Genomic DNA, 21,015 nt, shown 5'->3' with positions numbered 1-21,015 from the left:
CCGACGTTAAGTCCCGTGCGGCTGTATGGCACCCGGCGTTTGTGCCGGCCCTGGGCTGAAAACACCTACGCAGGCCTCAAGTGGACGATGTCCCCCGCCCCCACCGGCTCCTGCACCCCGTCCCTGGTGGCGATCACCAGTCTCCCGTCCCCGTCCACGGCCACCGCCTCCCCCACCACCGACCGGTCCCCCGGCAGCTCGGCCCGCACCTCGCGCCCCAGGGTCGCGCAGCCCGCCGCGTACGCCTCCTGCAGCCCGCTCGCCGCCGGGTCGCCGCCCGCCGACCGCCAGCGGCCGTACCACTCCTCCAGCGAGCGCAGGACGGCCCGCAGCAGCGGGTCGCGGTCCGTGTTCACGGCTCCGGCCAGGGCCAGCGAGCCCGCCTGGGGAACCGGCAGCTCGTCCGCGCGCAGGGTGACGTTGATGCCGACGCCGACGACCACGGCGTCCTCCCCGGCCCGCTCGGCGAGGATCCCGCCGGCCTTGCGCTCCTGGCCGTCCACGGTCACCAGCAGGTCGTTGGGCCACTTGAGTGCCGTGTCCACGCCGGCCGCGCGCGCCAGGCCGGTGGCGACGGCGACGCCGGTCAGCAGCGGCAGCCAGCCCCAGCGGGCGACGGGGACCTCGGCCGGCCGGAGCAGGACGGAGAAGAACAGGCCGGAGCGCGGGGGCGCCGTCCACTGCCGGTCCAGGCGGCCGCGCCCGGAGGTCTGCTCCTCGGCCACCAGCACAGCCCCCTCGGCCGCCTTCCCCGCCACGGCACGGGCCACGAGGTCGGAGTTGGTGGACCCGGTGCGCTGGACGACCTCCAGGTCGCCGTAGAAGCCGCCGCCATGGGCCAGCGCCCGGCGCAGGGCAGTGGCGTTGAGGGGTGGCCGGTCGAGGTCGGACCAGCGGCTGCCGTTCGCGTCTGAGGCATCTCGGGGCGTCATGCAAGCCACCCTAGGTGTGTGAAACGCCGCACTGCTGATTGGTAGGCGCACCACTACTCTACGGATGAGTAACCGTCCCCCCTTTTGAGCAGGCAGGGAGCCGCATCCCGATGTCCGAGCCGGAAGAGCGTCAAGAGATCGACATCCACACCACCGCCGGCAAGCTCGCGGATCTCCAGCGCCGCATCGAGGAAGCGACGCACGCCGGCTCCGCACGCGCCGTGGAGAAGCAGCACGCCAAGGGCAAGCTGACGGCCCGTGAGCGCATCGAACTCCTCCTCGACGAGGGCTCGTTCGTCGAGCTCGACGAGTTCACCCGGCACCGCTCCACCAACTTCGGCCTGGAGAAGAACCGCCCCTACGGCGACGGAGTCGTCACCGGCTACGGCACGGTCGACGGCCGCCCGGTGGCCGTGTTCTCCCAGGACTTCACCGTCTTCGGCGGCGCGCTGGGCGAGGTCTACGGCCAGAAGATCGTCAAGGTGATGGACTTCGCGCTGAAGACCGGCTGCCCGGTCATCGGCATCAACGACTCCGGCGGCGCCCGTATCCAGGAGGGCGTGGCGTCCCTCGGGGCGTACGGCGAGATCTTCCGCCGCAACACGCACGCTTCCGGTGTCATCCCGCAGATCAGCCTGGTCGTCGGCCCCTGCGCGGGCGGGGCCGTGTACTCCCCGGCGATCACCGACTTCACGGTGATGGTCGACCAGACGTCCCACATGTTCATCACCGGTCCGGACGTCATCAAGACGGTCACCGGTGAGGACGTCGGCTTCGAGGAGCTGGGCGGGGCCCGCACCCACAACTCCGTGTCCGGCGTGGCCCATCACATGGCGGGCGACGAGAAGGACGCGATCGAGTACATCAAGCAGCTGCTGTCGTACCTGCCGTCCAACAACCTCTCCGAGGCCCCGGTCTTCCCCGAGGAGGCCGACCTCGCGCTCACCGCCGAGGACCGGGAGCTGGACGCCCTCGTCCCGGACAGCGCCAACCAGCCGTACGACATGCACACGGTGATCGAACACGTCCTGGACGACGCCGAGTTCTTCGAGACGCAGCCGCTGTACGCGCCGAACATCCTCACCGGCTACGGCCGCGTCGAGGGCCACCCGGTCGGGATCGTCGCCAACCAGCCGATGCAGTTCGCCGGCTGCCTCGACATCAAGGCGTCCGAGAAGGCCGCCCGCTTCGTGCGCACCTGCGACGCCTTCAACATCCCCGTCATCACCTTCGTCGACGTCCCCGGCTTCCTGCCCGGCGTCGACCAGGAGCACGACGGCATCATCCGCCGCGGCGCCAAGCTGATCTACGCCTACGCCGAGGCGACCGTCCCGCTGATCACCGTGATCACCCGCAAGGCCTTCGGCGGCGCCTACGACGTCATGGGCTCCAAGCACCTCGGCGCCGACCTCAACCTGGCCTGGCCCACCGCCCAGATCGCCGTGATGGGCGCCCAGGGCGCGGTCAACATCCTGCACCGGCGCACCCTCGCCGAGGCGGAGGCGAACGGCGAGGACCTGGACGCGGTGCGTGCCCGCCTGATCCAGGAGTACGAGGACACCCTCCTCAACCCCTACATCGCGGCCGAACGCGGCTACATCGACTCCGTGATCATGCCGTCCGACACCCGGCACCACATCGTCCGCGGCCTGCGTCAGCTGCGCACCAAGCGGGAATCCCTCCCCCCGAAGAAGCACGGCAACATCCCCCTCTAAGGAGCCGCTGTGACGATCAAGGTCGTACGGGGCAACCCGACCCCCGAGGAGCTGGCCGCCGCCCTGGCGGTGGTCCGAGCCCGCGCCGCGGCGGCAGCGACCGCACCGTCCGGCGCGGAGGGCCCGAGGGACGCGTGGTCCGACCCGGCGAGGATCGCGGCCCGCCGCGTCCCCCAGCCGGGCCAGGCCTCGTGGACCCGCACGTACTGGCCAGCGTGACCGGAGGTCTTTCAGGGGCGCGGGGCTGCATCAATATGCGGTTCCGCCGCGTGAGCGCACGGCAGAACAACTCACGGCGCCAATTTGAGTACCCCTACTCAGGCGCACCCCACCGGCCAAGCCCCACGCTGGTGACATGCTGTGGTCAGACCCGAAGAACGAGCCGCCCAAGGAACTCCGCGACATGCAGGAGTCCCTCGGGCGGCTCGGTTTCTTCCTCGCCCTGGCCATGGTGGTGGCAATGATCGTGCTGGGCCTACGCTGAGCCCATGCGCAGACTCGTCCTCGCCTCCCAGTCCCCCGCCCGACTGAACCTCCTCCGCCAGGCCGGTCTCGCGCCGGAGGTCGTCGTCAGCGGTGTCGACGAGGACGCCGTCACCGCCCAGACCCCCGCCGACCTGGCCCTCGCCCTCGCCGAGGCGAAGGCCTCCGTCGTGGCGGCGAAGCCGGAGGTCAAGGGCGCCCTGGTGATCGGCTGCGACTCGGTCCTCGACCTGGACGGCGAGGCGCTGGGCAAGCCCGCCGACGCCACAGAGGCCACGGCCCGCTGGAAGGCGATGCGCGGCCGGGCGGGCACACTCCAGACCGGCCACTGCGTCTACGACACCCTCAGCGGGCGCTACGCCTCGGCGATCGCCTCCACGGTGGTCCGCTTCGGCGAGCCCAGCGACGAGGAGATCGCGGCGTACGTCGCCTCGGGCGAGCCCCTCCAGGTGGCGGGGGCGTTCACGCTGGACGGCCGTTCGGCGCCGTTCATCGACGGCATCGACGGCGACCACGGCAACGTCATCGGCATCAGCCTGCCGCTGGTCCGCAAGCTGCTGGGTCAACTGGGCGTGGGCATCACGGAACTGTGGGCGCCGCGGGAGGCGTGACCGGCGAGCCGTCACCGTCGTCGCCGGGTTCCCCCGGGCCGCCGCCGTCCCGGGGCTCCTCCACGGCGGGCCCCGGCTGGGCGTCGTACGTCATCAGGAGCAGGACGATCAGCCCGAGCACCACGACCATGTACACGAACTGCGGCCGGCCGAGCAGCCCCCAGGCGAACGCGCCGAGCAGGCCGTGCACCACGGCCGCGCTGATCAGCAGGATCCGGCCGAACAGGCCGGGGGCGCGGTTGCGTACGGCGATCAGCAGGGCGACCAGACCGCAGGCCGCGAAGTAGAGGCCGAAGACGATCCCGCCGACCTTCGAGGAGGTCGACATGACGTCCGGGTCGATGCCGGCCATGGACATGTTCTGCGCGTCGGCCATGACCCCCAGGGCCCAGTTCAGCAGAGCGATGCCGAACCCCTCCGCGAACAGCAGCAGAGCCACGATCGACGCCACCGGTCTTCGCACCACCGGTCCCCACCCACTTTCGCCTTCGCTCGATCCAGAGCCGAGCGGAGTTTCAGTTACCCCAAGTACGTTCGAAACATCGTGAACGCTACTAACGGGTAAACCCGGGGACAAGGGTTCGGCGCGGGGCAAAGAATCGTTGGGCCATTCGTAGGGACTCCACAAAGAAACGGAGTGGGCCGCAGCACGCTCTCACAGAGACCTTGACCACATGAGCGGGCTAGGGTTGCCGGGTGGAGTGCTGCGTACGGCGGTACTACAAGGGATTTCACGGTCGAGTGAGCCTGGCATCACGCTCCGTGTGGGCAAGCTCACCTTTGGGGACGGGTCGATGTGTCGTGTCGGCAGTCCCTAAACTCGGCTTGTTTCAAGGAGGGAGCCTCAATCGTGCGCAAGGTGCTCATCGCCAACCGTGGCGAAATCGCAGTCCGCGTGGCCCGGGCGTGCCGGGATGCCGGTATCGCCAGTGTGGCCGTGTACGCCGACCCGGACCGGGACGCTCTGCACGTGCGTGCCGCGGACGAGGCGTTCGCCCTGGGCGGTGAGACTCCGGCGACCAGTTACCTGGACATGGACAAAGTACTCAACGCGGCCCGTGAGTCCGGCGCGGACGCCATCCACCCGGGATACGGCTTCCTCTCCGAGAACGCCGACTTCGCCCAGGCGGTCCTGGACGCGGGTCTGATCTGGATCGGCCCGCCGCCGCAGGCGATCCGCGACCTCGGCGACAAGGTCGCCGCCCGTCACATCGCGCAGCGCGCGGGTGCCCCCCTGGTGGCGGGCACGCCCGACCCGGTGAGCGGTTCCGAGGAGGTCGTCGCCTTCGCACAGGAGCACGGGCTGCCGATCGCGATCAAGGCCGCCTTCGGTGGCGGTGGCCGCGGTCTGAAGGTGGCCCGGACCCTGGAAGAGGTCCCCGAGCTGTACGAGTCGGCCGTCCGTGAGGCCGTCGCCGCCTTCGGTCGCGGTGAGTGCTTCGTGGAGCGCTACCTCGACAAGCCGCGTCACGTGGAGACCCAGTGCCTGGCCGACTCCCACGGCAACGTGGTCGTCGTCTCGACCCGCGACTGCTCCCTCCAGCGCCGCCACCAGAAGCTGGTGGAGGAGGCCCCGGCCCCCTTCCTCTCCGACGAGCAGGTCGCCGAGCTGTACTCCTCCTCCAAGGCGATCCTGAAGGAGGCCGGTTACGTCGGCGCCGGCACGGTGGAGTTCCTCGTCGGCCTCGACGGCACGATCTCCTTCCTTGAGGTCAACACCCGGCTGCAGGTCGAGCACCCGGTGACCGAGGAGATCGCCGGCGTCGACCTGGTGCGCGAGATGTTCCGCATCGCCGACGGTGAGGCCCTCGGCTACGACGACCCGCCGCTGCGCGGTCACTCCATCGAGTTCCGCATCAACGGCGAGGACCCGGGCCGCGGCTTCCTCCCGGCCCCCGGCACGGTCACCGCCTTCACCCCGCCCACCGGCCCGGGCGTCCGCCTGGACGCCGGCGTGGAGTCCGGCAGCGTGATCGGCCCGGCCTGGGACTCCCTGCTGGCCAAGCTGATCGTCACCGGCGCCACCCGTGAGCAGGCCCTGCAGCGCGCGGCCCGCGCCCTGGAGGAGTTCCAGGTCGAGGGCATGGCCACCGCCATCCCCTTCCACCGCGCGGTCGTCACCGACCCGGCGTTCGCCCCCGAACTCACCGGTTCCGAGGAGCCGTTCACGGTCCACACCCGCTGGATCGAGACCGAGTTCGTCAACGACATCAAGCCCTTCGCCGCCGGCACCGACGCCGAGGCGGAGGAGGACGACAAGGACCGCGAGACGATCGTCGTCGAGGTCGGCGGCAAGCGCCTGGAGGTCTCCCTCCCCGCCAGCCTGGGCATGACCCTGGCCCGCACCGGCCTCGCCGCCGGCGCCAAGCCCAAGCGCCGCGCCGCCAAGAAGTCCGGCCCGGTCGCCTCCGGCGACACCCTCGCCTCCCCGATGCAGGGCACGATCGTCAAGGTCGCGGTCGAGGAGGGCCAGGAGGTCAAGGAGGGCGACCTGATCGTCGTACTCGAAGCGATGAAGATGGAACAGCCCCTCAACGCCCACCGCTCCGGCACGGTCAAGGGCCTGGCGGCCGAGGTGGGCGCCTCGATCACCTCAGGCGCCCCGATCTGCGAAATCAAGGACTGACGGTCAGTTCCTGAGAAGGTTCCCCGCCCCCACCTGAAGGGGCGCGGGGCCTTTTCGATATGCGGCTCCGCCGCGTGGGCGCGATCAGCCACAACGAACCGGCACCCGCCCGCAAAGGCGAACCCCTACGACGCCAAGGCGCCCCCGCCCCGCCAAACCGCCGGCAGGCGAACCGCGGCGAAGCCGAAGCCGATGCCAAGCATCAGGAACGTCGCGACGGTAAGCGGCATGATCCCACCCGCATACCCGACGACATTCAGCGGCATCGAAAGAATCAGCACCCACGCGGCCCACGCCGGAACCACGCGCCCCCGCAGCAGGGCAACGCCCAGCAAAATCGCGCCGACGACGTGCGCGACGACGAAGTAGAGCGTGGGAACGCCGGTCACGGCCAGCGCGTACGTACCGTCCCCGAGCCTGACCAGGGTCTCCTGGCTCACGCCGTTGTCGAGTCCGCCGAGGACGACGATGTCCATGGACGGTGTCGAGGCGATCGCCAGCAGCCCTGTGCCGAAGACGGCCCCGCCCCACAGCCCGAGCTTCGGTGAGCACCGTACGGCGACCAGCCCGACGACGACCGTGCCGGCGACGAGAAGGATCGAGCCGACGATCCAGAACCACTGGACGAGCTCGGCGGTCCCCCGGTGCTCGGCGATGTCGCGGACGATCTCCTTGTTGGAGCTGTTGCTGGTGTACGGGGTGAGGGCCATGCCGACGGCGAGCAGCACCGGCCCGAGGGCGGCGGTGCCGACCGCGAGAAGTCGGGCGGGGCCGTCCGCGGTGCCCGTGTCCGCGGCGGAGGTGTCAGGGCGTGACGGTGTCGTGGTCATGGGTTCCCCCTTGCCGACCGGCCCCGCGCGCGGGGGCGTCCTACGTCAGTGAAGCGGCCGGGGCGGGGCGGTGACCATCCGTCAATTCTGACCGGTCGCGACATGTCGCGTGTACGGCGGTTCAGTCGAGCATTCCCAGTTCACGGCCCCGGTGCAGCAGGGCGGCGGTGTGGCCGGCGTCGAGTTTGCGGTGCAGGGAGGCGATGTAACCGCGCACGGTGGCGGGGGCGAGGCCCATGTGCCGGGCGGTCTCCATGGCCGTACGGCCGCCGTGGAGGTGGCGCAGGATGCGGTGTTCCTGGTCGGTCACGCCGAGAAGGCGGGCGAGGGCCCGGCCCCGGGCGAGGTCGCGCAGCAGGAGCAGCGCGGGCAGTCCGGGTCCGGCGGAGGGGACGTACCGCACCTCGGTGTCGCGGGCGGTGAACGTTCCGGGGTCGCCGAGGCGGGGGTCGTCCCGTACGGCGGCCAGCAGGCGGGCGGCGGTGGCGTCGAGGGGGTGCGGGTGGCCGTCCTCGTCGAGGCGGGCGACGCCCCGGCCGCCCCCGCCGACCAGTCCCAGCGCGGTGGCGGCGAGCAGCCGCAGCCGTTCCCGCCGGGTCAGCTGGTCCGCGACGAGGGCGAGCTGCTGCTGGGCGAGGCCGAACAGTTCGCGGTCGGCCTCGGTGAAGTCCCGCCCGGCGCGGACCAGGGCGTATCCCTCGACGACCCCCGGCTCCGCGCCGGCCGAGGCGACGAGGTGCCGGGTGTGGCCGAAGGGGCGGAAGTCGAGGTTGTAGCAGTGGGTGCGCCGCCACTGCCGGTCCCCCGCCACGTCGCTCACCCTCCAGGCTTCCGGGGTGGGGGTCTGGAGCATCACTTCGGTGAGCGGGTGGTCCAGGGGGTGGTCGTAGATGACCATCGGGTCCTCGTGGAAGGAGTCCCTCGGCAGTGACAGCGTGAACAGTCCGGCGCCGTCCACCGACAGCCGGTAGCACTGTGCCGCGTCCGCCGCCACGAGCCGCATCAGCCCGGGCAGTGCCCGCTCCTGCAACTCCGCCACGGAGTCGGCCTCTTCGAGCCCCCGTACGAGCGACAGCACGCGTCGCGCGTCCACACCGCTGATCTCCATCACGTCCCCCGGAGCTGCCTCGACGCCCCTGGGACGACCGTACGGCCCGTACCGCCCCCGGCGAGGCTCGCGCACCCGTCCTCACCAGCACGAGTGAACCCACTGTGCAGGCTGGTGACTTGGGGGCACGGTGGCCCCGGCGACGGAGACCGTGGCCGACGGTCGGCGACCTGGTGGTCGGTGATCGACCGGTGGTCGCGACCAGCCGGCACGTGATCGGTGACCGTCTGCCGATGCTCGACGACCAGCCGACCGTCGCCAGCAACCCACCGACGGTGACCGTAGACCATCTGCCGATACTCGGCGACCGACCGACGATGGCCGCTGGCCGGTCTGGGGTGGTCGGCGACCGGCCGACCGTCGCCAGCAACCCACCGACGGCGACCGGAGACCATCTGCCGATACTCGGCGACCGGCCGACGATGGCCGCTGGCCGGTCGTCGGCGGGTCAGCGGCGGCGGAGGTCCGCCACGCGGGCCCGGTCGGTGCCGGGGGGCTGTTCGCCGAGGACCGCGGTGGCGCGCAGGCCCGCCGCGGGGCCCGGTACCTGGCCCCGGCGCGGGGCCGGGAGGGGGACGTCCCGGCGCTGCGGCTGCGGTCGCGCCGGGACCGCCTCACCCCCCGGGTTCCCGGACGCCCCGGCCACGGCGATCTGCACCCCCTGGTCGGCGAGGGCCTGGAGTTCGGTGGCGGCGCGGTCGTCGTGCGCCGGCGGGTCGTCGGTCACCAGGCGGGTGATGAGGTCCGTGGGCACGGTCTGGAACATGGTGTCGGTGCCGAGCTTGGTGTGGTCGGCGAGGACGACGACCTCGGCGGCGGCCTGGACGAGGGCCCGGTCCACGGACGCCGACAGCATGTTGGACGTGGACAGTCCGCGCTCGGCGGTCAGCCCGCTCCCGGACAGGAAGGCCCTGGAGACGCGCAGCCCCTGCAGGGACTGTTCGGCCCCGCTGCCGACGAGGGCGTAGTTGGAACCGCGCAGGGTCCCCCCGGTCATGACGACCTCGACCCGGTTGGCATGGGCCAACGCCTGGGCCACCAGCAGGGAGTTGGTGACGACGGTCAGTCCGGGTACCCGGGCGAGCCGGCGGGCCAGCTCCTGGGTGGTGGTACCCGCCCCGACCACGATGGCCTCGCCCTCTTCGACGAAGCCCGCGGCGAGGTCCGCGATGGCGGTCTTTTCGGCGGTCGCGAGATGGGATTTCTGCGGAAAGCCGGACTCTCGCGTGAATCCGCCCGGCAATACCGCACCGCCGTGCCGGCGGTCGAGGAGTCCTTCTGCCTCCAGTGCGCGCACGTCCCGCCGTACGGTCACTTCGGAGGTCTGGACGACGCGGGCGAGCTCACGGAGCGACACGGCTCCGTTCGCTCGCACCATTTCGAGGATCAATTGGCGACGTTCTGCAGCGAACACGAAACTGACAGTAACGCGGGCGACCGTCTGCTTTCAGCTCTTTACACCGAATAGTAGAAGTTGTTCGCACACAGGGGCGGGGGGTGGTATAGGGCCCCTATTCCGGCACCCCACACCTCCCGTCAGGCCTCGCCCGCCGCCTTACGGGTGTGCAACTGGCGGGCCACCTCGGCGATCGACCCCGAAAGGGACGGGTACACGGTGAACGCGTTCGCGATCTGTTCGACCGTCAGATTGTTGTCGACGGCGATCGAGATGGGGTGGATCAGTTCCGAGGCGCGCGGCGCGACGACCACTCCGCCGACGACGATCCCGGTGCCCGGGCGGCAGAAGATCTTGACGAAGCCGTCGCGGATGCCCTGCATCTTGGCGCGCGGGTTGCGCAGCAGGGGCAGCTTGACGACCCGGGCGTCGATGACGCCGGCGTCGACGTCGGCCTGGGTGTAGCCGACGGTGGCGATCTCAGGATCCGTGAAGACGTTCGACGAGACGGTCTTGAGGTTGAGCGGGGCCACCGCGTCGCCGAGGAAGTGGTACATGGCGATACGTCCCTGCATGGCGGCGACGGACGCCAGCGCGAAGACGCCGGTCACGTCACCGGCGGCGTACACGCCCGGCGCCGTGGTGCGGGAGACCTTGTCGGTCCAGATGTGCCCGGACTCGCGGACCTTGACGCCCGCCTCCTCCAGGCCCAGCCCCTCGCTGTTGGGGATGGCGCCGACGGCCATCAGACAGTGCGAACCGGTGATGACCCGGCCGTCGGAGAGGGTGACCTCGACACGGTCGCCGGCCCGCTTGGCGGCCTCGGCGCGGGAGCGGGCCATCACGTTCATCCCGCGGCGCCGGAAGACGTCCTCCAGGACGGCGGCGGCGTCCGGGTCCTCGCCGGGCAGCACCCGGTCGCGGGACGAGACGAGGGTGACCTTGGAGCCGAGAGCCTGGTAGGCGCCCGCGAACTCGGCGCCGGTGACGCCGGAGCCGACCACGATGAGTTCCTCGGGCAGCTCACCGAGGTCGTAGACCTGGGTCCAGTTCAGGATGCGCTCGCCGTCGGGCTGGGCGTCCGGCAGCTCGCGCGGGTGACCGCCGGTGGCGATCAGCACGGCGTCGGCGGTGAGGGTCTCCTCGGTGCCGTCGGCGGCGGTGACGACGACCTTGCGGGAGCCGTCGAGGGCCTGCATGCCCTGCAGCCGGCCCTTGCCGCGCAGCACCCGGGCGCCGGCCCGGGTGACGGAGGCGGTGATGTCGTGCGACTGGGCGAGCGCGAGGCGCTTCACACGCCGGTTGACCTTGCCGAGGTCCACCCCGACCACCCGGGCCGCCTGCTCCAGGGGCGGGGTGTCGTCGGCGACGATGATGCCGAGTTCCTCGTACGACGAGTCGAAGGTCGTCATGACCTCGGCCGTAGCGATAAGGGTCTTCGACGGCACGCAGTCGGTCAGCACCGACGCTCCGCCCAGACCGTCGCTGTCGACGACGGTCACCTCCGCGCCGAGCTGCGCGGCCACCAGCGCCGCCTCATAGCCGCCGGGTCCGCCACCGATGATCACGATCCGAGTCACATGCTCCATTGTCCCGCACGTCCCGGCGTACCGGTCGTCCGGGGCCGAACGGAGATACGCCTGTGACGGAAGTGACCTGCGCGCCGGCTGCCGTACCCTCCTCCCATGTCGCTCTACGCCGCGTACGCCGGCAACCTCGACGCGCGGCTGATGACCCGCCGCGCCCCGCACTCGCCCCTGCGCGCGACGGGCTGGCTCGACGGCTGGCGGCTGACCTTCGGCGGCGAGCAGCTCGGCTGGGAGGGTGCGCTGGCGACCGTCGTCGAGGACCCCGGGGCGCGGGTGTTCGTCGCGCTGTACGACATCGCCCCGATGGACGAGGAGTCCCTTGACCGCTGGGAGGGCGTCGGCCTAGGCATCTACCGCCGGCTGCGGATCCGCGTCCACACCCTGGACGGCGAGGCCCCGGCGTGGCTGTACGTCCTGAACGGATACGAGGGCGGGCTGCCGTCGGCCCGCTACCTCGGGGAGGTCGCGGACGCCGCCGAGTCGGCCGGCGCACCCCACGACTACGTGATGGAGCTGCGGAAGCGTCCCTGCTGATCGATCCTGGAAGGCATGAGCACGGCACGTCACGGTTACCAGGTCCAGTACACCGAGCAGGCGGCGGCCGAGCGCGACCGCCTGGACGAACGGCAGCGCGCCAGATTCGACAAGGGTGTCGCCGTCCTGGCCCGCGACCCCTATCTCCCGGCCTCGCGCGCGGTCAGCGGCACGGGCGACGACCGGACGGTACGGCTCACCGAGCACATGTTCGCGGAGTACATCGTCAGCCGGGGGCGGCTGCTGATCTTCGTCGTCGAGGTCTTCAGCGACGAGGACGTACTGATTCCGGAGGACTGACCGCCCCTTCCGGCGACGCCCCTGGTTGGAAACGACAAGACAACGATCCCTTCCCGTGGGCTCTGTCATCTACGCGCGTAGGCAAGAACCGGCTACCCTCATCCGCGTGAACGCATCTCTTCTCCCGGACGACATCCAGGGCGACCCGCACGCCGCCGCCGACGCCGCCGCCGCGCGCCTGCGCGAACTGACCGGCGCCGAGACCCACGACGTCGCCCTCGTGATGGGCTCCGGCTGGGCACCCGCCGTGGACGCCCTGGGCGCCCCCGACGCCGAGTTCCCGGTCACCGAGCTGCCCGGGTTCCCGCCGCCCGCGGTCGAGGGCCACGGCGGCAAGATCCGCTCGTACCGCATCGGTGAGAAGCGCGCCCTGGTCTTCCTGGGCCGCACCCACTTCTACGAGGGCCGCGGGGTGGCCGCCGTCGCGCACGGCGTCCGTACGGCCGTGTCGGCGGGCTGCAAGACCGTCGTGCTGACCAACGGCTGCGGCGGTCTGCGCGAGGGTATGCGCCCGGGGCAGCCGGTCCTGATCAGCGACCACATCAACCTCACCGCGACCTCCCCGATCGTCGGCGCGAACTTCGTGGACCTGACCGACCTGTACTCCCCCCGCCTGCGCGCCCTCTGCAAGGAGATCGACGCCACCCTGGAGGAGGGCGTCTACGCCCAGTTCCCCGGGCCGCACTACGAGACGCCGGCGGAGATCCGGATGGCGCGGGTCATCGGCGCGGACCTGGTCGGCATGTCGACCGTCCTCGAGGCCATCGCGGCCCGCGAGGCCGGGGCCGAGGTGCTCGGCATCTCCCTGGTGACGAACCTCGCCGCGGGGATGACGGGCGAGCCCCTCAACCACGAGGAGGTCCTCCAGGCGGGCCGCGACTCGGCAACCCACATGGGCGCCCTCCTGACCCAGGTCCTGGACCGCCTGTAGCCCCGAACCGTTGCGCCGCCCCTGGGGGCTCCGCCCCCAGACCCCCGCCCTTTGCCCACCCACCACCCGACTCGGTCGGGAACGAGCGCACCGGCCTCCCCGGGGGCTGCCGCCCCCAGCCCCCCGGCCCATGCCCACCCACCACCCGACTCGGTTGGACACAACGGCACCCCGCCCAGCCCGTCCGGCGTCAGAGGACGAAGCCGTCGCCGTCCCGATCCCCCACCCACCCGTAGGGGGCTGCGCCTCTCAGCACCGGCCCAGTGAATCCAGCCCGTCTGGGGGTACCCCCTCTGGGGGAGTTTGAGGACGAGGCCCCTTCAGGGCCGAACGGGGGTCCAGGGGGCGGAGCCCCCTGGCGGGGGCGAGGGGGCGGAGCCCCTGGGGATGGGAAGGGTAAGGGCGGCGGGGGCGAGACATCACACACGAAAGGCTGACCGACGTGCAAGACGACCTGACCACCCGCGCCCAGGCCTGGCTGGCCGAGGACCCCGACCCGGAGACCCGCGCAGAACTCGCCGAGCTCCTCACGGCAGGGAACGTCCCCGAACTCACCACCCGCTTCAACGGCACCCTCCAGTTCGGCACCGCCGGCCTACGCGGCGAACTCGGCGCCGGCCCCATGCGCATGAACAGGTCCGTCGTCATCCGCGCAGCCGCCGGTCTCGCCGCCTACCTCAGGAAGCACGGCCACACCGACGGAGTCGTCGTCATCGGCTACGACGCCCGCCACAAGTCGGCGGACTTCGCCCGCGACACCGCGGCCGTGATGACGGGCGCCGGATTGCGCGCCGCGGTGCTCCCCCGCCCCCTCCCGACCCCCGTCCTGGCCTACGCCATAAGACACCTCGGCGCGGTCGCCGGTGTCGAGGTCACGGCCAGCCACAACCCGCCCCGCGACAACGGCTACAAGGTCTACCTGGGCGACGGCTCACAGATCGTGCCGCCCGCCGACGTGGAGATCGCCGCCGAGATCGACGCGATCGCCTCGCTCCACGACGTCCCCCGCCCCGACACCGGCTGGGAGACCCTGGACGACGCGGTCCTGGACGCCTACCTGGCCCGCACGGACGCCGTACTCGCCAAGGGCTCCCCGCGCACCGCCCGCACGGTGTACACGGCGATGCACGGCGTCGGCAAGGACGTCCTCCTCGCCGCGTTCGCCCGCGCCGGATTCCCGGAGCCGGTCCTGGTGGCCGAACAGGCCGACCCGGACCCCGACTTCCCGACCGTGGCCTTCCCCAACCCGGAGGAGCCCGGTGCGATGGACCTGGCCTTCGCGAAGGCCCGTGAGACGGCTCCCGACCTGATCGTCGCCAACGACCCGGACGCCGACCGCTGCGCCGTGGCCGTCCCCGACGGCGGCGACTGGCGGATGCTGCGCGGCGACGAGGTCGGCTCCCTGCTCGCCGCCCACCTGGTCCGGCGCGGCGCCCACGGCACCTTCGCCGAGTCGATCGTCTCCTCCTCCCTCCTCGGCCGCATCGCCGAGAAGGCGGGACTGCCGTACGAGGAGACCCTCACCGGCTTCAAGTGGATCGCCCGCGTCGAGGGCCTGCGCTACGGCTACGAGGAGGCCCTCGGCTACTGCGTGGACCCGGAGGGCGTGCGCGACAAGGACGGCATCACCGCCGCGCTGCTCATCACGGAACTGGCCTCCGAACTCAAGGAGCAGGGCCGTACCCTGCTCGACCTGCTGGACGAGCTCGCCGTGGAGCACGGTCTGCACGCCACCGACCAGCTCTCGGTCCGGGTCGAGGACCTGTCCGTGATCGCCGACGCCATGCGCCGGCTGCGCGAGAGGCCCCCGGCCTCCCTCGCCGGGCTGTCCGTCACCCGCGCCGAGGACCTCACCCGGGGAACGGACCGGCTGCCGCCGACCGACGGCCTGCGCTACACGCTCGACGGCGCCCGGGTGATCGTCCGCCCCAGCGGCACGGAGCCCAAGCTGAAGTGCTACCTGGAGGTGGTCGTCCCGGTGGCCGACCTCACCGCCCTCCCGGCCGCGCGCGCGAAGGCGGCCGAGATCCTCGCGGAGATCAAGCGGGACCTGGCGGCCGCCGCGGGCATCTGACCGCCGGAGGCAGGTAACCGAGGCCGACGGCGGTGACGCCCACCGGCATCGGACGGCCACCACCGCACCCGCCCCTGCCCCGGCTCACCGCACACGAGTCAGGGCAGGAACAACACCGCCGCCACACCCGCCGGCCGCGGCGCGGGGTCCCGCCACATGCAGGGGAAGCTCACCCCACCGCCAGCAGAATCGCCAGCACCACGGCCCCGGCGGCGGCCGGGCCGAGGATCTCCCACGCCCACCGCACGGTCACCTCGCCCTGCGCGCCCTCCTCCTTCTCGCGCGTCTCCCACAGGCTCCGCAGGTCGTCCATGACCTGGTCGGTCGCGGCCCGCACGGGCCCCTGCGGCACCGGCCGGGAGGAACCCCCGAGGCCACCGAAGCCACCGAGCCCGCTCCGCCGTCCTCCGCCCTCGATCCCCGGAGTGCCCTGCGCCGCCGCCCGGGCCTCCCGCCGGGCCGCCGACTTGCGGGCCCGCAGCGACACCGGGATCGCCCACAGCTGGAACTTCGTCCCCGACCTGGCGACGACCTCGTTGGAGTAGCCGGACCGCAGCGCCGCGATCTGCCCCCAGGGCAGCACGACCACCCGGAACGGGTTGCGCACCCGGAGCCGGTCCTGGCCCGCGTACACGGCGGGCCGCAGGGTGAAGGCGACGACCAGCGGCACGACCAGGATGAGCGTCGCGAGCGCCAGCCACGGCGTACGCCCCTCGCCCGCGACGATCGCGTCGACGCCGAGCCAGCCGACGAGGGCCAGCAGCAGGACGCCGCTCGCGATACCGGCGGACGACCGGTGGACGCGGTCGTCGAACCCGGGTGCCGGGGGCTGAGCGGAGGGCTGGTCTTCGGGGGTGGTCATGGGGCCGATTGTGCCGCACGCCTCCGGCGGTGGGCCGAGCCGCCTACGCGCCGCAGGGGTTCAGCGCGAACGCGGGTGCGGGTTGTCCGTGGCTGGTCGCTCCCCCACTCTCGGCTGCGCTCGAGCGGGGGGACCCCCATCGCGGCGGTAGCCGCATGTCGAAACAGCCCCGCGGCCCTTCGAGGTCGGACCGCTCACCCGGTGCCTCAGGGATCCGCCCCTCGGGCTATACATCCGCTACGCGCGTAGATATGCTCGTCTGGTGACCATGCCCACCAACGCACCCACCGCAGCCCTCACGGACGTGACGTCGTCCGGCAGCACGCTGCGCCGCTTCCTCCACGGGCTGCCCGGCGTCGACGCGGTCGGCCTGGAGGCGCGCGCCGCCTCGCTCGGCACCCGTTCCATCAAGACGACCGCGAAGGCGTACGCCATCGACCTCGCCATCTCGATGGTCGACCTGACGACGCTGGAAGGCGCGGACACCCCGGGCAAGGTCCGGGCGCTCGGCGCCAAGGCGGTCCGCCCCGACCCGACCGACCGCACCACGCCCACCACCGCCGCGGTCTGCGTCTACCCCGACATGGTGGCCGTCGCCAAGGAGGCCGTCGCCGGCTCCGGGGTGAAGGTCGCCTCGGTCGCGACCGCCTTCCCGGCGGGCCGCGCCGCCCTCTCCGTCAAGCTGGCGGACGTGCGGGACGCGGTCGCCGCGGGCGCCGACGAGATCGACATGGTCATCGACCGCGGCGCGTTCCTCGCGGGGAACTACCTGAAGGTGTACGACGAGATCGTCGCCGTGAAGGAGGCCTGCGGGGCGGCCCGGCTGAAGGTCATCTTCGAGACGGGGGAGCTGTCGACGTACGACAACATCCGCCGGGCGAGCTGGCTCGGCATGCTGGCGGGCGCCGACTTCATCAAGACGTCGACCGGCAAGGTCGCCGTCAACGCCACTCCCGCCAACACCCTCCTCATGCTGGAGGCGGTGCGGGACTTCCGGGCGCAGACCGGGGTCCAGGTCGGCGTGAAGCCCGCCGGCGGCATTCGCACCTCCAAGGACGCGATCAAGTTCCTGGTACTGGTCAACGAGACGGCCGGCCAGGACTGGCTGGACAACCACTGGTTCCGCTTCGGCGCCTCCTCGCTCCTGAACGACCTGCTGATGCAGCGCCAGAAGCTGGCCACCGGCCGCTACTCCGGCCCCGACTACGTGACGGTGGACTGATCATCATGGCATCCGCATTCGAGTACGCCCCGGCACCCGAGTCCCGCTCGGTCGTCGACATCGCCCCCTCCTACGGCCTCTTCATCGACGGCGAGTTCGTCGACGCGGCCGACGGCAAGGTCTTCAAGACCGTCTCGCCGTCCACCGAGGAGGTCCTCTCCGAGATCGCCCAGGCGGGCGAGGCGGACGTCGACCGTGCCGTGAAGGCCGCCCGCAAGGCCTTCGAGAAGTGGTCGGCGCTGCCCGGCTCCGAGCGCGCGAAGTACCTGTTCCGCATCGCCCGGATCATCCAGGAGCGCAGCCGCGAGCTCGCGGTCCTGGAGACCCTGGACAATGGCAAGCCGATCAAGGAGACCCGCGACGCCGACCTCCCCCTGGTCGCCGCGCACTTCTTCTACTACGCGGGCTGGGCCGACAAGCTCGACCACGCCGGGTTTGGCGCTTCGCCGAAGCCCCTCGGCGTCGCGGGCCAGGTCATCCCCTGGAACTTCCCCCTCCTGATGCTGGCGTGGAAGATCGCCCCGGCGCTGGCGACCGGCAACACGGTCGTCCTCAAGCCCGCCGAGACGACCCCCCTCTCCGCGCTCTTCTTCGCGGACATCTGCCGCCAGGCGGGCCTGCCCAAGGGTGTCGTCAACATCCTGCCGGGCTACGGCGACACGGGCGCCGCGCTCGTCGCGCACCCGGACGTGAACAAGGTGGCCTTCACCGGCTCCACGGCCGTCGGCAAGGAGATCGCGAAGACGGTCGCGGGCACCCGTAAGAAGCTCACCCTGGAACTGGGTGGCAAGGGCGCCAACATCGTCTTCGACGACGCCCCCATCGACCAGGCCGTCGAGGGCATCGTCAACGGCATCTTCTTCAACCAGGGCCAGGTCTGCTGCGCCGGATCCCGGCTCCTCGTCCAGGAGTCGATCCAGGAGGAGCTGCTGGGCTCCCTCAAGCGCAGGCTTTCCACGCTCCGCCTCGGCGACCCCCTGGACAAGAACACCGACATCGGCGCGATCAACTCCGAGGAGCAGCTCGCCCGGATCACCGCGCTGGTGGAGCGGGGCGAGGCGGAGGGCGCCGAGCGCTGGTCCCCTGCCTGCGAACTCCCGGAGTCGGGCTACTGGTTCGCACCGACGCTGTTCACCAACGTCACCCAGGCCCACACCGTCGCCCGCGACGAGATCTTCGGCCCGGTCCTGTCGGTCCTCACCTTCCGCACCCCGGACGAGGCCGTCGCCAAGGCCAACAACACGCCGTACGGCCTGTCGGCGGGCATCTGGACGGAGAAGGGCTCCCGCATCCTCGCGGTGGCGAACAAGCTCCGGGCCGGCGTCGTCTGGTCCAACACGTTCAACAAGTTCGACCCGACCTCGCCGTTCGGCGGCTACAAGGAGTCGGGCTTCGGCCGCGAGGGCGGTCGCCACGGCCTGGAGGCGTACCTCGATGTCTGACCGACTCAGTGTGTTGAAGACCTACAAGCTGTACGTCGGCGGGAAGTTCCCGCGTTCCGAGAGCGGCCGGGTGTACGAGGTGACGACGCAGACATCAGCCGCTGACGCGGCGGGCAAGGGCAAGTGGCTCGCGAACGCGCCGCAGTCGTCCCGCAAGGACGCCCGTGACGCGGTGGTCGCCGCCCGCAAGGCCTTCGGCGGCTGGTCCGGCGCCACCGCCTACAACCGCGGCCAGATCCTCTACCGCGTCGCGGAGATGCTGGAGGGCCGCCGGGACCAGTTCGTGCGCGAGGTGGCCGACGCCGAGGGCCTCGGCAAGTCCAAGGCGGCCAACGTCGTGGACGCCACGATCGACCGCTGGGTCTGGTACGCGGGCTGGACCGACAAGATCGCCCAGGTCGTGGGCGGCGGAAACCCGGTCGCGGGCCCGTACTTCAACCTCTCCTCCCCCGAGCCGACGGGCGTGGTCGCGGTCCTGGCCCCACAGGAGTCGTCCCTTCTGGGCCTGGTCTCGGTACTGGCCCCGGTGATCGCGACGGGCAACACCGCCGTGGTGATCGCCTCCGAGAAGTCCCCGCTCCCGGCCCTCTCCCTGGCCGAGGTGCTGGCGACCTCCGACGTCCCCGGCGGCGTCGTCAACGTCCTCTCCGGCCGTACGGCGGAGATCGCGGCCCCGCTTGCCGCGCACCAGGACGTCAACGCGATCGACCTCGCGGGCGCCGACGAGGTCCTGGCGAAAGACCTGGAGATCGCAGCGGCCGACAACCTCAAGCGCGTCCTCCGTCCACAGCCTGTGGATTACACGGAGACGCCGGGCATCGACCGCATGACGGCGTTCCTGGAGACCAAGACCGTCTGGCACCCGACGGGTTCACTGGGCGCGTCGGGCTCGTCGTACTGACGGCCACGCAGCGGCGTACGACGCCGCCCCCATGAACAGGGCCGCGGTCCCTCTCCGTCCGGAGGAGCCGCGGCCCTTCCGCCGAGCTCACAGAACCTCACCTCTGCTGCGGGCGTTGGCGCTGGCCACGCGCGCGTCCTGGTCACCCACCTCCGCCGGACCCCCTGAACGGCGAAGGGGATCGCTCACTTCGCGACCCCCTTCAGAATTCCGCACCCCGGTGGGAGTCAGCCCCCCGCAACCCGCGTCGCATCCCCCACCACAGGAACCGCCCCCAGCGACTCCGCCTGCGCCACGGGCGCGGTCAGCATCTGGGACGTGAGCGGCTGGAAGTCGGCGACCTGCGTGCCGACCCCGTTGTCGAGAGGGTCCACACCCGTACCCGCGAGCGGGTTGGGCTTGAGACCGGTGAACGCGCCGGTGACGTACGGCAGGGCGGCGAGCGTGCCCCGTACGCCGGTCTGCGGGTCGATGTTGCCGAGCGAGGTGGGCCGGGTCCGCGGCGCGTCGGCGGCCGGTTCGCCGGTCGCCGCGGCGGCGGTCCCGGCGCCCGCGCCCAGCGCCACTGCGGCGGTCGCGAGGGCGGCGAGCACGCGCCGGCCGGTGGGGGTGTGGGGGGAGGCGTGTCGGGCCATCACTGGTGCCACCTTCTGCTGCGCAAGGTAATCGGATCGACACAAAGGGTAGTTGAGGTGTGACGCGCGCTTCAAAGCCGACCCGCGGGGTCGTACTGGGGCCGATCAATGCCTCACACTGGTGTCCCGTGAGCTCCCAACCGCCCATACCCACCCGAGTCGTGCTGCTCTGCGGCCCTTCCGGCTCCGGCAAGTCCCTTCTCGCCGCCCGCTCCGGTCTGCCCGTGCTGCGGCTCGACGACTTCTACAAGGAGGGCGACGACCCGACCCTGCCGCTGGTCGCCGGGAGCTCCGACATCGACTGGGACCACCCCGGATCATGGGACGCGGACACGGCCGTCGCCGCCATCGTGGAACTGTGCGCGTCGGGTCGTACGAACGTACCCGTCTACGACATCTCGCTCAGCGCCCGCACCGGCACGGAGGCGGTCGAGGTGGGACGGACCCCGCTGTTCATCGCGGAGGGCATCTTCGCCGCCGAGATCGTCGAGCGCTGCCGTGAACTGGGCGTGCTGGCCGACGCGCTGTGTCTGAGCCGCGGCCCGGTAAAGACGTTCCGCCGCCGTTTCCTGCGCGATCTGAAGGAGGGCCGTAAGTCGGTCCCGTTCCTGCTGCGCCGGGGCTGGCGGCTGATGCGGGCGGAACGTTCCATCGTGGCCCGGCAGACCGCGCTCGGCGCGTACGCCTGCGACCGCGACGAGGCGATGGGCCGGCTGGCCAACGCGGCTGCGGGTCGCTGCGTGAAAGCGAAGAACACCGCAACCATCAATTGAGAAACCACGACGGCGAGCAACCACGTCCGCGAGAGCGGCGCCGGCTTAGGC

21 protein-coding genes are annotated in these 21,015 nt (G+C 71.5%); 13 read left to right on the top strand and 8 right to left on the bottom strand.

Features of this window, described 5'->3' with window-relative positions; all coding sequences use genetic code 11:
• Positions 1–65: 65 nt before the first annotated feature.
• Positions 66–932, bottom strand: coding sequence for a biotin--[acetyl-CoA-carboxylase] ligase (locus ACLZN2_RS04595; RefSeq protein WP_416977051.1), 867 nt, complete (start codon positions 930–932; stop codon positions 66–68).
• 110 nt (positions 933–1,042) lie between these two features.
• Here ACLZN2_RS04595 and ACLZN2_RS04590 point away from each other — a divergent pair, with 110 nt between their 5' ends.
• The 4 genes from ACLZN2_RS04590 to ACLZN2_RS04575 all read left to right on the top strand — a co-directional run bounded on the left by ACLZN2_RS04590 (position 1,043) and on the right by ACLZN2_RS04575 (position 3,741).
• Positions 1,043–2,647, top strand: a complete 1,605-nt coding sequence (locus tag ACLZN2_RS04590) for an acyl-CoA carboxylase subunit beta (RefSeq protein ID WP_416977050.1) — start codon at positions 1,043–1,045, stop codon at positions 2,645–2,647.
• 9 nt (positions 2,648–2,656) lie between these two features.
• On the top strand, positions 2,657–2,866 hold the full coding sequence (locus ACLZN2_RS04585; protein ID WP_416977049.1) for an acyl-CoA carboxylase epsilon subunit: 210 nt from the start codon (positions 2,657–2,659) through the stop codon (positions 2,864–2,866).
• Positions 2,867–3,002: 136 nt separating this feature from the next.
• Positions 3,003–3,131, top strand: a complete 129-nt coding sequence (gene mmpB, locus ACLZN2_RS04580) for a morphogenic membrane protein MmpB (RefSeq protein WP_416977048.1) — start codon at positions 3,003–3,005, stop codon at positions 3,129–3,131.
• A gap of 4 nt (positions 3,132–3,135) precedes the next feature.
• A complete protein-coding gene (locus ACLZN2_RS04575) occupies positions 3,136–3,741 on the top strand; it encodes a Maf family protein (protein ID WP_416977047.1) in 606 nt (201 codons plus the stop codon).
• On the opposite strand, the gene ACLZN2_RS04570 is transcribed toward ACLZN2_RS04575, so the two are convergent.
• Complete coding sequence (locus ACLZN2_RS04570; RefSeq protein ID WP_416977046.1) at positions 3,710–4,192, bottom strand: hypothetical protein; 483 nt, start codon at positions 4,190–4,192, stop codon at positions 3,710–3,712. The two genes, ACLZN2_RS04575 and ACLZN2_RS04570, sit on opposite strands and share 32 nt — an antisense overlap.
• A 399-nt stretch (positions 4,193–4,591) precedes the next feature.
• Between ACLZN2_RS04570 and ACLZN2_RS04565 the strand changes: the two genes are divergently transcribed.
• Positions 4,592–6,367: an acetyl/propionyl/methylcrotonyl-CoA carboxylase subunit alpha gene (locus tag ACLZN2_RS04565; protein WP_416977045.1), complete on the top strand. Its 1,776-nt coding sequence runs from the start codon at positions 4,592–4,594 to the stop codon at positions 6,365–6,367.
• A gap of 125 nt (positions 6,368–6,492) precedes the next feature.
• Here the strand turns inward: ACLZN2_RS04565 and ACLZN2_RS04560 are convergent, their stop codons facing one another.
• The 4 genes from ACLZN2_RS04560 to ACLZN2_RS04545 all read right to left on the bottom strand — a co-directional run bounded on the left by ACLZN2_RS04560 (position 6,493) and on the right by ACLZN2_RS04545 (position 11,290).
• Positions 6,493–7,197 carry a hypothetical protein gene (locus ACLZN2_RS04560; RefSeq protein WP_416977044.1) on the bottom strand — a complete coding sequence of 235 codons (705 nt, stop codon included), beginning with the start codon at positions 7,195–7,197 and terminating at the stop codon, positions 6,493–6,495.
• A gap of 121 nt (positions 7,198–7,318) precedes the next feature.
• Positions 7,319–8,290 carry a response regulator transcription factor gene (locus ACLZN2_RS04555; protein WP_416977043.1) on the bottom strand — a complete coding sequence of 324 codons (972 nt, stop codon included), beginning with the start codon at positions 8,288–8,290 and terminating at the stop codon, positions 7,319–7,321.
• A gap of 463 nt (positions 8,291–8,753) precedes the next feature.
• Positions 8,754–9,719, bottom strand: coding sequence for a DeoR/GlpR family DNA-binding transcription regulator (locus ACLZN2_RS04550; protein ID WP_416977042.1), 966 nt, complete (start codon positions 9,717–9,719; stop codon positions 8,754–8,756).
• A gap of 122 nt (positions 9,720–9,841) precedes the next feature.
• Positions 9,842–11,290, bottom strand: a complete 1,449-nt coding sequence (locus ACLZN2_RS04545; RefSeq protein ID WP_416977041.1) for an NAD(P)H-quinone dehydrogenase — start codon at positions 11,288–11,290, stop codon at positions 9,842–9,844.
• A 96-nt stretch (positions 11,291–11,386) separates the two neighbouring features.
• Here ACLZN2_RS04545 and ACLZN2_RS04540 point away from each other — a divergent pair, with 96 nt between their 5' ends.
• The 4 genes from ACLZN2_RS04540 (at position 11,387) to ACLZN2_RS04525 (ending at position 15,129) form a co-directional block, all read left to right on the top strand.
• The gene (locus tag ACLZN2_RS04540) at positions 11,387–11,824 is read left to right on the top strand and encodes a gamma-glutamylcyclotransferase (protein WP_416977040.1); all 438 of its coding nucleotides are present in this window, start codon (positions 11,387–11,389) and stop codon (positions 11,822–11,824) included.
• A gap of 15 nt (positions 11,825–11,839) precedes the next feature.
• Positions 11,840–12,124 (top strand): hypothetical protein, encoded by a 285-nt coding sequence (locus tag ACLZN2_RS04535; RefSeq protein WP_416977039.1) that lies wholly within the window; start codon positions 11,840–11,842, stop codon positions 12,122–12,124.
• Positions 12,125–12,230: 106 nt separating this feature from the next.
• On the top strand, positions 12,231–13,055 hold the full coding sequence (locus ACLZN2_RS04530; protein WP_416977038.1) for a purine-nucleoside phosphorylase: 825 nt from the start codon (positions 12,231–12,233) through the stop codon (positions 13,053–13,055).
• Between the two features lie 442 nt (positions 13,056–13,497).
• Positions 13,498–15,129 (top strand): phospho-sugar mutase, encoded by a 1,632-nt coding sequence (locus ACLZN2_RS04525; RefSeq protein WP_416977037.1) that lies wholly within the window; start codon positions 13,498–13,500, stop codon positions 15,127–15,129.
• Between the two features lie 169 nt (positions 15,130–15,298).
• On the opposite strand, the gene ACLZN2_RS04520 is transcribed toward ACLZN2_RS04525, so the two are convergent.
• A complete protein-coding gene (locus ACLZN2_RS04520) occupies positions 15,299–15,991 on the bottom strand; it encodes a PH domain-containing protein (protein ID WP_416977036.1) in 693 nt (230 codons plus the stop codon).
• A 268-nt stretch (positions 15,992–16,259) separates the two neighbouring features.
• On the opposite strand from ACLZN2_RS04520, the gene deoC reads away from it, so the two are divergent.
• The 3 genes from deoC to ACLZN2_RS04505 are packed head-to-tail and all read left to right on the top strand — an operon-like array spanning position 16,260 to position 19,556.
• Positions 16,260–17,213 carry a deoxyribose-phosphate aldolase gene (gene deoC, locus ACLZN2_RS04515; protein ID WP_416977246.1) on the top strand — a complete coding sequence of 318 codons (954 nt, stop codon included), beginning with the start codon at positions 16,260–16,262 and terminating at the stop codon, positions 17,211–17,213.
• Positions 17,214–17,218: 5 nt separating this feature from the next.
• Positions 17,219–18,655 (top strand): aldehyde dehydrogenase family protein, encoded by a 1,437-nt coding sequence (locus ACLZN2_RS04510; RefSeq protein ID WP_416977035.1) that lies wholly within the window; start codon positions 17,219–17,221, stop codon positions 18,653–18,655.
• A complete protein-coding gene (locus ACLZN2_RS04505; RefSeq protein ID WP_416977034.1) occupies positions 18,648–19,556 on the top strand; it encodes an aldehyde dehydrogenase family protein in 909 nt (302 codons plus the stop codon). The genes ACLZN2_RS04510 and ACLZN2_RS04505 overlap by 8 nt, the downstream gene beginning before the upstream one ends.
• A gap of 227 nt (positions 19,557–19,783) precedes the next feature.
• Here ACLZN2_RS04505 and ACLZN2_RS04500 read toward each other — a convergent pair whose 3' ends face one another.
• Positions 19,784–20,191 (bottom strand): hypothetical protein, encoded by a 408-nt coding sequence (locus tag ACLZN2_RS04500; RefSeq protein WP_416977033.1) that lies wholly within the window; start codon positions 20,189–20,191, stop codon positions 19,784–19,786.
• A gap of 59 nt (positions 20,192–20,250) precedes the next feature.
• On the opposite strand from ACLZN2_RS04500, the gene ACLZN2_RS04495 reads away from it, so the two are divergent.
• Positions 20,251–20,964, top strand: a complete 714-nt coding sequence (locus ACLZN2_RS04495) for a uridine kinase family protein (protein WP_416977032.1) — start codon at positions 20,251–20,253, stop codon at positions 20,962–20,964.
• The last annotated feature ends 51 nt before the right edge of the window (positions 20,965–21,015 follow it).

Source organism: Streptomyces sp. T028 (genome assembly GCF_048159505.1).
Taxonomy (GTDB): Bacteria; Actinomycetota; Actinomycetes; order Streptomycetales; family Streptomycetaceae; genus Streptomyces.
The sequence above is the reverse complement of the archived record's forward strand: the minus strand, read 5'-3'. Positions and strand labels throughout refer to the sequence as shown.

Bases quoted from the DNA above. Each gene is read 5' to 3' on its own strand.
- ACLZN2_RS04595 (WP_416977051.1), bottom strand. From the start codon at position 932: ATGACGCCCCGAGATGCCTCAGACGCGAACGGCAGCCGCTGGTCCGAC.
- ACLZN2_RS04590 (WP_416977050.1), top strand. From the start codon at position 1,043: ATGTCCGAGCCGGAAGAGCGTCAAGAGATCGACATCCACACCACCGCC.
- mmpB (WP_416977048.1), top strand. From the start codon at position 3,003: ATGCTGTGGTCAGACCCGAAGAACGAGCCGCCCAAGGAACTCCGCGAC.
- ACLZN2_RS04575 (WP_416977047.1), top strand. From the start codon at position 3,136: ATGCGCAGACTCGTCCTCGCCTCCCAGTCCCCCGCCCGACTGAACCTC.
- ACLZN2_RS04560 (WP_416977044.1), bottom strand. From the start codon at position 7,197: ATGACCACGACACCGTCACGCCCTGACACCTCCGCCGCGGACACGGGC.
- ACLZN2_RS04545 (WP_416977041.1), bottom strand. From the start codon at position 11,290: ATGGAGCATGTGACTCGGATCGTGATCATCGGTGGCGGACCCGGCGGC.
- ACLZN2_RS04540 (WP_416977040.1), top strand. From the start codon at position 11,387: ATGTCGCTCTACGCCGCGTACGCCGGCAACCTCGACGCGCGGCTGATG.
- ACLZN2_RS04535 (WP_416977039.1), top strand. From the start codon at position 11,840: ATGAGCACGGCACGTCACGGTTACCAGGTCCAGTACACCGAGCAGGCG.
- ACLZN2_RS04520 (WP_416977036.1), bottom strand. From the start codon at position 15,991: ATGACCACCCCCGAAGACCAGCCCTCCGCTCAGCCCCCGGCACCCGGG.
- deoC (WP_416977246.1), top strand. From the start codon at position 16,260: ATGCCCACCAACGCACCCACCGCAGCCCTCACGGACGTGACGTCGTCC.
- ACLZN2_RS04510 (WP_416977035.1), top strand. From the start codon at position 17,219: ATGGCATCCGCATTCGAGTACGCCCCGGCACCCGAGTCCCGCTCGGTC.
- ACLZN2_RS04505 (WP_416977034.1), top strand. From the start codon at position 18,648: ATGTCTGACCGACTCAGTGTGTTGAAGACCTACAAGCTGTACGTCGGC.
- ACLZN2_RS04500 (WP_416977033.1), bottom strand. From the start codon at position 20,191: ATGGCCCGACACGCCTCCCCCCACACCCCCACCGGCCGGCGCGTGCTC.